This window comes from Pseudomonas onubensis (assembly GCF_965653655.1).
Taxonomy (GTDB): Bacteria; Pseudomonadota; Gammaproteobacteria; order Pseudomonadales; family Pseudomonadaceae; genus Aquipseudomonas.
On record NZ_CBFHAZ010000162.1, the window covers coordinates 1 to 9029 of the forward strand.

The window sequence follows — 9029 nt, forward strand, 5'->3', positions numbered from 1 at the left end:
CGGTGTATCAGTCGCCAGATGTATAGACTGAACTACCGCATTCGCGAGCAAGCCCGCTCCCACATTAATTCCTGGTCCAACCTATAGGTTACCGCGTGGGCTATCATTGGCACTTTCCCCAAATGATTGACTGCCATGACTGCCGACACCGCTACCTTGCTCGATGCTTTTGAAGACTGCCAGATGGTCGAAATTGATGGGCTGCACACCTTTGATTTCAGCCTGGATGACCAGAAACTGTTGATCATTTGCATGGACGGTCGCGCCGAAAAGCGCTGGAGTTTCAGCCTGGAGCAAGTCAATGCGGCAGTCTTTGATCCAACCTTGCAAAGCTGGACCCTTACCGGTGACTCGGGCGAGCATCGCCTGGTCTGCATGAGCGGCGTCACCGGCAACAATAATGACGAGGACGAAGCAGATGATGATGCGTAAATTCTGGCCCCTGCTGATGGCGGGCAGTGTCGGTGCGATGTCGGTGCAAGCCGCGCCGGCCGACACCTATGAACTGCTGGTGGGCAGCTACACCGCCGGCACCAGCGAAGGTATTTACCGCCTGCAGTTTGACAGCCGCACCGGCCAGTTCAATGGCAAGCCGGTGCTGGCGGCCAAGGCGGCCAACCCCTCGTGGCTGACGATCTCCAAAGACCAGAAGCACCTGTTTGTGGTCAACGAGAACGGCCCAGGGCAAAAAGACCCGGTCGGCCGCGTCAGCAGCTACAGCATCGACCCGCACAGTCATCAGCTCAGCCTGATCAACCAGGTGCAGAGCCTGGGCAACGAACCGACCCATTCCAGCCTGGCTGCTGATGGCCGTTACCTGTTTGTCGCCAACTATTCGGTACTGGAAGATCCGGGCGGCAGCCTGGCCGTGCTGCCGGTGGACGCCAGTGGCAAGCTGTCGGCGCCGGTGCAGTTGAGCGGCCACCCGGCCAGCCGCGTGAACCCGGAGCGTCAGGCCTCCAACCACGTGCATTCGGTGGTGTCGTCGCCGGATGGCAAGTATGTGTTTGTGCAGGACCTGGGCGCCGACAAGGTGTTTGCCTACCACTACGACCCCAAGGCCAACCACGAACTGCCCTTGACCGCGGCCGATCCGGCCTTTGTGCAATTGCCACCAGGCAGCGGGCCGCGTCACCTGTTGTTCAGCGCTGATGGCAAGCATGCCTGGCTGACCACCGAGATGAGTGCACAGGTCGCGGTCTACGATTACAAGGATGGCAAGCTCAGCCAGACCCAGCTGGTGGACTTTGCTGCGGGCCAACCGGTTTCGGACAAGGCCGGCGCCGCCGTACACGCCTCAAGCGACGGTAAATTCCTGTACGTGAGCAACCGCGGTACCGCCAATCAGATGCTGGTATTCAGCATTGACCCGGCCACCGCGCACCTCAAGGAACTGCAACGCCGTTCCGTGGAAGGCGACCACCCGCGCGAATTCAGCCTGGACCCGAGCGGCAAGTTTTTGCTGATCGCCAACCAGAAAAGCAATGAAATCGTGGTGGTTGAACGCGACCCCAAGAGCGGCCTGCTAGGCAAAACCGTGCAGAAATTGCCGATCGATGCCCCCAGCGACCTCAAGTTCCTGGTGCGTCAATAAGCCACAGGCCCCGCAGTGCGGGGCCTGAGCCTTTGTATTAATTGTATTAATAGCGGCTACTGTTTCAAAGCATTTCTAAGGTTTAACCCTCGGGCGTAAGTTTGGTTCCAAGGCCTTCCCAGGCCACCTAACCAAACGAACACAAGGGTTACCGCCATGAACTTGAACCTCTTCTCCATCATCGCCGCTTCCGCTGTTTCCGCCACCGTGGCCTTGCCTGCCGCCGCCAGCGTGGAAGTTTCCGGCAAAAAATCCAGCACCACGGCTTACACCCAGAAATACCTGCAACAAAGCGCCAACTTCTATGCCGCACTGGATCACAAAGCCCAGCACTGAGCTTGAGCCAAGCGACGGTCAAATTTGGGAGCTGGCTTGCACTAATGCGAGTCAGTTAAGACATCACCGGTAACTGTGGCGAGGGAGCTTGCTCCCGTTGGACTGCGTAGCAGTCCCATTTTTGGGGCCGCTTCGCGGCCCAGCGGGAGCAAGCTCCCTCGCCACAGGTCGCTGGTTGTCAGTTCTAGCTTTTAACTGACTGGCATTAGGGTTCCCACATTTTGATTTGCGTGCAGCTTTAGGGTTTTGCCATCACCGCCACAAACAGCGGCGATTCCAGAAAGCGTTGTAGCCAATGCTGCAGGCGCTTGTACGGCGTCTGCGCAAACCACTCGCGATCCACATGCGCAAACTGGCGCACAAACGGCGCCAGTGCCGCATCGGCCAGGCTCAAATGCTCGGCCAGCAAGTAGTCATTTCCCGCCAGCAAACCTTCCAGCGTGTGCAAAAACACCTCGCCCTCAGCCCGATAATGTTCCATCGGCTGCTCCGGGTAGCGCTCGGCGTACTTGTATCGATTCAAATGATGTTTGAACACTTGGTCATTCTCGGCAATCAATGCCTGAACCCTCGGGTCGCCCTGTACCAACCAATCATCAGGGTCGTGCTGCGCCAGTGCCCATTGCATGATCTCCAGGCTTTCCTCGATCACCCGGCCGTTCACACACAGCACCGGCACCGTGCCTTTGGGCGACAGCGCAAGCATCTCGGCCGGCTTGGCCTTGAGGCTCACTTCGATGATGTGCACGGGCACGCCCGAGTAGCGCAAGGCCAGGCGTGCCCGCATCGCATACGGGCAGCGCCGAAACGAATACAGCAACGCCTCGCTCACTTGACCTCCAGCGTGCTCAAACCATTGCCCTGGCGCTTGACCTGGATCTGCACCGGAATGCGCTCATGCATTTCCTGCACGTGGGAGATCACTGCCACCTTGCGGCCCTGGGCCTGCAAGCCGTCCAGTGCGTCCATCGCCAACTGCAGCGATTCGGGGTCCAGGCTGCCAAAACCTTCGTCGATAAACAGCGACTCGATCTTCAAGGTGCTGGACGCCATCGAGGCCAGCCCCAACGCCAACGCCAGCGACACCAGGAACGTCTCGCCACCCGACAGCGAATGCACCGAGCGCAATTCGTCGCCCATCTCTGTGTCCATCACCAGCAACCCCAACATGCTGCCGCCGCGCTTGAGGCGATAACGCCGCACCAGCTGGCGCAACTGCACGTTGGCGTGGTGTACCAGCAGGTCGAGGTTGTAGGCCTGGGCGATCTTGCGGAACGTGTCGCCGGTGGCCGAGCCGATCAGCGCATTCAGGCGTGCCCAGCGCTGCCACTCGTCATAGGCCTTGGCGATATGCTCGCCCAGTACATGGTTGGCGTCCTGGCGACGTTGGTCTTCAGACTGACGCGCACGCAATTCGGCGCAGCGGCTGTCGCCCTCGGCCAATTGCTGGTTAAGCGCGGCGAGACTGCTGTCCAGCTGTTCGGCGTCGAGGTTGCCATTGTGCAAGGCCTGGTGTTCGGCCAGGCGTTGTTCGCGCTCTTGCAGCAACACCTTGGCTTGCTCGACGGCTTTCTCGCTGTGTTGCAATTGCTGGCGCAGGGCGCTGACTTGGCTGTCATCAAAGGCCAGCAAACGCGTAAGCCCGTCGTTATCCAGTTGTGGGTGCAGCGCGCGCCATTCGCCCAGGCGCACGGCGAGGGTCTGCTGCTCGGCGGTCAGCGCCTGTTGGCGTTCCTGCTGGGCCTTGAGGTCGGCAGCCAATTGGATCAAGGCATCGCGAATCGCTTGCAGTTGTTGGTTAGCGTCGCTCTCGCGTTGGCGTGCGTGCGCCACGGCCTGATCCAATTGGTGTTGCCAGTGTTCGGCACTGGTGTGCTCGCCGAGCAAGGCGGTGAGTTTTTCCTGGGCCGCCTGTTGCTGCGTGGCCAGCTCGGTGACTTGCTGTTGCAAAGCCTCCAACTGCTGTTGGCGATGCTGCTGGTGAGTCTGCTCTTTTTCAATGACCTGCTGACGTTCGTGTTGTTCAGCCAACTCATCACGCTGATGGCCCAGCTGTTCCAGGCGCTGGCTGACATGCTGGTCGAGTTGCATAAAGGTCGCTGCCGGTTCACGGCGCAAACCCTCGAGAGTGTCGGCAGGTAGCAGGCCGGCGAAGGCGTGCAGTTCTTCCTCCAGGCGCTCACGGTCGTTGGACAGTTCGCGCTGCTGGTCCACCAGCAACTGGCGGGCTTGCTGGCTGGTCTCCTGGGCGGCTTGCAGTTGTTGCTGCAAGCGCCCGGCATTTTGTTGCAGGTTGAGCAGGGCGCCTTGGCGTTGCTCATCCTGGGCGATGCTTTGCGTCAACTGATCAAGCTGCTGGGCCAGCCAGGCGCTGCGCTTGGCGGCGTCCTGATTAAATAGCGAGGCCGACAACGGATGCGCTTGCAAGCTGGGGGCAAGGCCCTGTTGTTGCGTCGCCAATAATTCCTGCTGTTGCAGGAACTCCTTTTGCTGGGCGATCAAGCCGCCCACTTCGCCACGCAGCTCGGTGAGTTTTTCTTTCAGCGTATCGACGGCTTTCTGCGCCGTGGCTTCTTCGCTCTCATCATGGCGGCCGAGGCTTTGCAGCAAGGCTTCGGGCTGATGGTACGGATGCTCATGGCTGCCGCACACCGGGCACGGCTGGTCGTCCTGCAACTGCTCGCGCAACTCCTCGACGCTGGCACTGCGCGCCAGGCGCTGGCGTTCCAGCAGTTGCTTGGTGACCGTGAGGGTTTGTTCGGCCACGGTGAGATCGGCCTTGGTTTGCAGGCCGGTCTGGTTCAGTTGTTCACGTTGCTGCTGCGCGTCTGCGAGTTTTTGCGCCAGCGCGGCACTCTGTAGATCCAACTGCTGCTGGCTGTCCCACAGGCGTGTGAGGTCTTCGAAGGCGCGTTGCTGCTTGCGGTTGTCTTGCAAGAGGCTGGCGAGCAGTTGGACTTGTTCGGCCACGGCGTGCGGTTCGGCACCGGCCTCCTGATACAGCAGGTCCAACGCCTCGCGTTGCTGGGTGAATTTTTCGGCGGCGCTGGTGGCTTTGTGTTCAAGCTGCGGCAGTTCGGCCTGGCCCTTGTTCAGGCGGTTGCCGATCAGCATCAGCTGTTGCAGGCGGTCGCGGTAAGCGGTCCAGGCGTCGCTCAACGGTGCAAGTGCGGCGCTACGCTCAAGCTCGGCGGCCAGGCGTTGCAGGCGCCCGGCCACTTGGGCCTGTTTCTCCAGCAAGCCATTGAGTAACGTTTGCCCTTCGGTGCAGGCGGTGTCCTGCTGTTGTTGGTCGTCGCTGCGTTTGGCCAGGTCTTTGCTCAGGTGGGCGAGGGTGCTCTGTTGTTCAACCGCTTGGCGCAGTAAAGGCACGGCGTCGGCCTGGTGTTTCAAGGCGTCAGCCAGGGCCACTTGGGCGGCGGCCTGCTGTTGTTGCGCCTGCTCCTGGCGCATATGCAGCGCGGCTTGCTGCTCGATGTGCTGTTGGATCTGCGCCGCGAGCGGCGTGAGCAAGGTGTCGAGTTCAGCCAGGCGTGCGAACTGATGGCGTTGCGGTGCTAACTGCTCCAGGCGGCTCAGGTCCTGGCGTTGCTGGCCTTGGCCTTCCCACTGTTGCTGGGCTTGCTGCAACTGTTCGGTGGCGCTGAGCTGGCGCTCCTGCCATTCGCGCAGTTCCTTGAGCCAGGTGTGTTGCAGCTCCAGCTGCTTGAGTTGGGCCTGCTGGGTCTTGAGTTGCTGCTGCGCCTCGGCCAATTGCTGGTCAAGTTCGGCGCGGGCCTCGGGCGCCAGCGGCACCAGACCGGTGGCCTGGTCTTGCAGCTGTTTGTGCGCGTCCCGGGCATCCTTGGCCTTGTCGAAGGCGCGGCGGCCGAGTTGGGTGTACAGCGCGGTGTCGGTGAGCTTTTCCAGCAGTTCGCTGCGCTCGTTGTCGTTAGCCTTGAGGAACGCGCTGAACTCACTTTGCGCCAGCAATACGGCACGGGTGAACTGCTCGAAGTTCAAGCCCAGGGCCAGTTCCAGCTGGGTTTTGTATTCGGTTTTCTGGCTGGCCAGCAGTTGGTCGCTGTCCAGGTCGATCAGGCTTTGCCGGCTGTTTTGTAACTTGCCGCTGGCCTTGTCGCGAGCACGGTTGGCTTCCCAACGCGCCCGGTAGCGACGGCCGTTGACGCCGACGAAATCCACTTCGGCAAAACCGCCACCGGTGCCACGGCGGATCAAGGTGCGTGGGTCACCGATGGAAATATCGCTGTCGGCATCCGGCATCTTCGCCTGGCCGGTATCGCCCAGGCGCGGCACCGCGCCAAACAGTGCCAGGCACAAGGCATCGAGCAGGGTGCTTTTACCCGCGCCGGTTGGGCCGGTTATCGCAAACAACCCCGCGCTGGCCAAGGGCTCGGCGGTAAAGTCGATTTCAAACGGGCCAGCCAGGGAGGCGAGGTTTTTCAGGCGGATGGCGAGGATCTTCATGGCTGTTCGCCCTCCTGTTGCACTTCCTGGAGCAGCACGGCGAAATCCTTCAAGGTCTGTTCATCCACCTCACTGCCGTAGCTGTCTTGCCAGGCGCGGCTGAACAGCTCCTGGGGCGTGAGCTGGTCGAGTTCGACCAGGCGCTCGTCGTCGGTGTCGTCGCTGCCGCGTTTGCCTGCATATTCGGCGGCGATGCGCACCAGGCGCACGGCCTTGCCTTGCAGGGCGGTTTCGATTTGCTGGCGCAGGTCCGGCTGCGGCTCGTCCAGGCGCACGCGCACTTCCAGCCAAGGGTGGCGCTGGGTTTCGGCGAGCAGGTCGATGTCGGGCAACTCCGCCAACTGCGCGAGGATATCCGCCAGCGGCGCGGCGTCCAGGCGTTGCAGGTTGACCGAGCGTGGGATCAGGCGCGGCTCGACACCCACCAGGCGTTGGCCCTGGAAGGTCACATCGAGAATCTGGTGTTTGTAGCCGATTTCGGAAAAAGACAAGGGAATGGGCGAGCCGCTGTACCGGATGCGCTCCTCGCCGTTGACCTGCTGCGGCTTGTGCAAATGGCCCAGCGCGACATAACTCACGCTGGCATCGAACAGGCTGGCAGGCAGGGCTTCGGCATTACCGATAATCAGGCTGCGCTCGGAATCCTCGGACACCGAACCACCGGCCATATGCGCATGGCTGATGGCTATCAGCGCCTGGCCTTTCTTGCGCTTGGCATTGGCGGCCGCGATCAGCCATTCGTGTACCTGGCCAATCCCGCGCAAATAATCATCGCCCAAGTGCGCGCCGGTGACTTCCGCCGGGCGCAAAAACGGCAGCGCCAGGCACCAGGCGGCAATCTTGCCTTTGGCGTCGGGCAGCGGAATCAGCAGGCGCTCGGCGTCCAATTGGCCATCATCCAGCCACAGCACCCGACCCAGCGCATGGGTGCGCAAACGGCGCATCAACGGCGCGGGCAGCTCGATACGCGAACCGGAGTCGTGGTTGCCGGCGATCATCACAATGGTGAGTTTGGGGTTTTGTTCGTGGGCACTGATGATGAAGTCATACAGGCGCTCCTGGGCCTTGAGCGGCGGGTTGACCGTGTCGAAAATGTCGCCGGCGATCAGCAGTGCATCCGGTTGCTCGGCTTTTAGTTGGCCCAGCAGCCACTCGAGAAAACACGCGTGTTCGTAGTCGCGTTCCTGGCCGTGAAGGTTTTGGCCAAGGTGCCAGTCGGAGGTGTGGAACAGACGCAAGGCGAACTCCGTTAAATACAAGAGGTGAATGGCCGCCGTGAACAGAGAAGGGCGGTGAAAAAGAACGGAGTTTACCTGTAAAAACTGTTGCCATGCGGGCTTGTCCGGAGGCGACGCGGGATTCTTCGGACCATCGCAGTGGAAATATTTGTCGACGAATGCGGTCCGCCTCTGTGATGACGGTAAGGGAACCAGACTTGTGACCTGAGTCAATAAGAATGACCTCCAGGATGCTGCGAGGGATTTCTTTTTCCTTTTAGAGTAATCAGACAATGTCTCTAGGTAACATAAAACAATACGAGCCTGCGCCACGAAGTTATACTGCTGAGGAACTCTTTCCCGTCTACGTGCCAACGCCTGTACGCGGCCCCATCGACCCGCTGCGCGCCGAGAAAAATCAGCATTTTGTTCCCAGGGAAAATCTAATGCGCCCCTCGGGCGACACTCGAAGTGCTGAGCAAATCATTAATGACAACCCCATACTCAAATGGCTGGACAGCCAAAAAGATATTCGTCGTGACTGGGTGGATAAAGTAAACGGCAAAATAGTGGTGAAACAACCGGAGCGTGAAAACAACATCTACTTTGAAATGGCCTATAAGCAATTGGGCAATTGGACCTCCAGTAATCCTGATCCTGAGTCTCGAGCGGATGCAGCCTACAACGCGGCCAGAGTCCTTAACTGGATTGATGCATCTCTAAGCGCAACAGGCAAAAGCCGCGGTAAAGAGGCAAGTAATGATGTACTGGAAGGGTTCACTGTCAGCGGTTATGCGGTAGGCGGAACACCGGCGAGCATGTGGCAGGCATTCACCGAGAAGGGCTATAGCGCGCTCGACGAAAAACAATGGCTGGCTCCCCGCGACGATGGGGCGCCTAAAGTCGGACCCCAACCCATGTGGAGCGAGCGTCACTTATTGGGGCTGATAGCCGACCACTTCCACGAGTTTGCCGCCGGTGCAGATGACCGTTTTGTGAATATAAATGAGTTGAAAGAAGCCGCCGGGTTAGTGCCCAGCAACAGGACTTTTTCTGCACGGGCTCAAGAGTCTGCTTTAGAACTACTGTCACGTCCCGAACTTCTGCTGGCGCTGGATATCGGGATTGGCGACGATGGCCCGGGCGCGCAGGACGGTCGGTTCGATCGGATAAATCTGCACTATGTTTACGACGTTGTAGCCGATTTTCACACGCTCAATGGTCCGTCGTTCTCCCTTTGAAGGTGATGCTGCGCACCCGAGTTGTTGAGTGCTTTCCTGAAAATTGAAGGGCATGGACTGCTGGCCTTCAACAATGCATGTCGTCCAGGCAACACAGATCAACTGTGGGAGCGGGCTTGCTCGCGAACGCGGTGGTTCAGTTAGTACATGTGTGACTGACACACCGCATTCGCG

At 59.9% G+C, this 9029-nt stretch carries 7 protein-coding genes; 4 read left to right on the forward strand and 3 right to left on the reverse strand.

Annotated elements, in window-relative coordinates; all coding sequences use genetic code 11:
• The first annotated feature begins 135 nt into the window (after nucleotides 1-135).
• The 3 genes from ACTD9P_RS28655 to ACTD9P_RS28665 all read left to right on the forward strand — a co-directional run bounded on the left by ACTD9P_RS28655 (nucleotide 136) and on the right by ACTD9P_RS28665 (nucleotide 1930).
• Nucleotides 136-432 (forward strand): DUF5629 family protein, encoded by a 297-nt coding sequence (locus ACTD9P_RS28655; protein WP_438870286.1) that lies wholly within the window; start codon nucleotides 136-138, stop codon nucleotides 430-432.
• Nucleotides 419-1594 (forward strand): lactonase family protein, encoded by a 1176-nt coding sequence (locus ACTD9P_RS28660; RefSeq protein ID WP_438870287.1) that lies wholly within the window; start codon nucleotides 419-421, stop codon nucleotides 1592-1594. The genes ACTD9P_RS28655 and ACTD9P_RS28660 overlap by 14 nt, the downstream gene beginning before the upstream one ends.
• Nucleotides 1595-1750: 156 nt before the next feature.
• Nucleotides 1751-1930, forward strand: coding sequence for a hypothetical protein (locus ACTD9P_RS28665; protein ID WP_056860271.1), 180 nt, complete (start codon nucleotides 1751-1753; stop codon nucleotides 1928-1930).
• A 238-nt stretch (nucleotides 1931-2168) separates the two neighbouring features.
• Here the strand turns inward: ACTD9P_RS28665 and ACTD9P_RS28670 are convergent, their stop codons facing one another.
• The 3 genes from ACTD9P_RS28670 to ACTD9P_RS28680 are packed head-to-tail and all read right to left on the reverse strand — an operon-like array spanning nucleotide 2169 to nucleotide 7635.
• On the reverse strand, nucleotides 2169-2762 hold the full coding sequence (locus ACTD9P_RS28670; protein WP_438870288.1) for a glutathione S-transferase: 594 nt from the start codon (nucleotides 2760-2762) through the stop codon (nucleotides 2169-2171).
• Complete coding sequence (locus ACTD9P_RS28675; protein ID WP_438870289.1) at nucleotides 2759-6397, reverse strand: AAA family ATPase; 3639 nt, start codon at nucleotides 6395-6397, stop codon at nucleotides 2759-2761. Before ACTD9P_RS28675 ends, ACTD9P_RS28670 begins: the two co-directional genes overlap by 4 nt.
• Nucleotides 6394-7635, reverse strand: a complete 1242-nt coding sequence (locus tag ACTD9P_RS28680; RefSeq protein WP_438870290.1) for an exonuclease SbcCD subunit D C-terminal domain-containing protein — start codon at nucleotides 7633-7635, stop codon at nucleotides 6394-6396. Before ACTD9P_RS28680 ends, ACTD9P_RS28675 begins: the two co-directional genes overlap by 4 nt.
• A gap of 272 nt (nucleotides 7636-7907) precedes the next feature.
• Between ACTD9P_RS28680 and ACTD9P_RS28685 the strand changes: the two genes are divergently transcribed.
• Entirely contained in the window at nucleotides 7908-8855 is a 948-nt protein-coding gene (locus ACTD9P_RS28685) for a hypothetical protein (protein ID WP_438870291.1), read from the forward strand.
• The last annotated feature ends 174 nt before the right edge of the window (nucleotides 8856-9029 follow it).